Annotated in this window: 4 protein-coding genes; 3 read left to right on the forward strand and 1 reads right to left on the reverse strand. The window is 71.3% G+C overall.

From position 1 onward, the window contains the following. Positions 1-154: 154 nt before the first annotated feature. Positions 155-523 (forward strand): DUF3592 domain-containing protein, encoded by a 369-nt coding sequence (locus tag HY68_RS43900; RefSeq protein ID WP_041996656.1) that lies wholly within the window; start codon positions 155-157, stop codon positions 521-523. Between the two features lie 78 nt (positions 524-601). Next, positions 602-967: a tetratricopeptide repeat protein gene (locus tag HY68_RS20220; protein ID WP_041990856.1), complete on the forward strand. Its 366-nt coding sequence runs from the start codon at positions 602-604 to the stop codon at positions 965-967. Between the two features lie 16 nt (positions 968-983). Here HY68_RS20220 and HY68_RS20225 read toward each other — a convergent pair whose 3' ends face one another. Then, complete coding sequence (locus tag HY68_RS20225; RefSeq protein ID WP_041990858.1) at positions 984-1,241, reverse strand: DUF6343 family protein; 258 nt, start codon at positions 1,239-1,241, stop codon at positions 984-986. Between the two features lie 85 nt (positions 1,242-1,326). Between HY68_RS20225 and HY68_RS45315 the strand changes: the two genes are divergently transcribed. Next, positions 1,327-1,521, forward strand: a 195-nt coding sequence (locus tag HY68_RS45315) for an acyltransferase domain-containing protein (protein ID WP_241778624.1), incomplete at its 3' end; no start/stop codon positions are given.

A 1,521-nucleotide genomic window follows, 5' to 3' on the forward strand; every position in this document is an offset into this window, starting at 1 on the left:
GACAACGACGGCCCGCTGGAGGAGCTCGAACCGCAGGTACACGCGGTCTGGCGACAACTCGCTGAACGGGCCTGAGGCCGGGCGCACGTCAGGCGGCCGTCAAGGCGGGCGCCGGTACGGGCCGTCCGTGCCGGACCGGTACTACCATCGGCCCGTGCAGATCGTCTTCGCGGGCGCCACCGTGGTCAGCGGCCTGCTCGTGCTGCTCGCCGGGGTCTACGGACTGCGCAGGACCCGGCAGATCCTCGCCGCGGGACACTCCGTGACGGGCCTGGTCAAACGGCCCCCGGCCGGCGCCGAGCGGCCGCTGCTCCAGTTCGAGACGGCGGACGGACGGGTGATGGAGATCGTCTCGCCGGTCCCGCTCGACATCGGCTCCGTCGTCGAGGTGTCGTACGACCCGGCCGACCCGCGCGACGTGGCGCTGCCCGCCCACCGGCGCACCGGACTGGACGTCGGGTTCGTGGTGGCGGGCGCCGGCGTGGTCGTCCTCGCGGCCGTCTTGGCCGCGACCTCCTTCTGATGTTCCGCCTCGGATGCAGAATGGAAACGCGCCGCGGAGACCGGCGTTGAACGTGCGCAGCAAGGGAAGGATGCGACCGTGCCCGAAAGCCCGGAGACCCATGTCATCGACTACCGAGCGGCGGAGCAACTGCTGGCCGCCCGGGATCCGCGTGGGGCGGTCAAGCTCCTCGACTCCGTGATCGCTTCCCATCCGGAGAACACCGCCGCCCGGCTGCTGCGCGCCCGCGCGTTCTTCGCCGCCGCCCAGCTGCGCCCCGCCGAGCTCGAATTCGAGCTGGTCCTGGAGCGTGAGCCGGACAACGCGTTCGCGCATTTCGCGCTGGCGCGCACCTTCGAGCGGTCGGGACGGCCCGAGCAGGCGAGGAAGCACTTCCGGCTGGCGGCGGCGCTCGACCCGAATCCGGAGTATCTGAAGGCGGCGCAGTTCGACTCGGACCACTGACCGCGACCGGGCGGGCTCACGGTCGCCAGTTGCTCCGGGGCGGGACGTTACGGCCGGGCTGGTAGCGCGATCCCTGCCGGATGTGGCGGACGATGAATCCCAGATCCACGATGACGATCAGCGCGAGGGCGCCGCAGGCGGCGGCCCAGCCCGGCCGGTCCGCGATGGCGAAGGCCACCGTGCCGAAGGCGGTCCAGGCCAGGCCCCATATGCTCAGCCAGAACCGCATACGCAGGGGGCTGCGTGCGGTCGTCGGTTCATTTCCGGTGCGCATGGCTCGGCACCTCCCACCTGGCGTGTACCCATGAGGGCGGCCCCGTACAACCGATAACGGAACAAACAGATAATAGGGGGCATAGGTGACGAGCTACGTGGAATCACTGCCCGTCGCCGACGCTCTGGCGGATGTGCTGCTCGACCTCGCCGTCCCGCACGAGGACATCGGCGCGCTGCTCGCCCTGCGCCGCAGGATGACGGCCGACCCGGAGCTGCGCGACCTGCTGGAGGCGGCCGTCGGCGCGCTGATCGCGGACATGGGCGAGGCGGGCGGCCGG

The sequence above is a fragment of the Streptomyces sp. AcH 505 genome, assembly GCF_000818175.1.
In the GTDB taxonomy this organism is placed as follows: domain Bacteria; phylum Actinomycetota; class Actinomycetes; order Streptomycetales; family Streptomycetaceae; genus Streptomyces.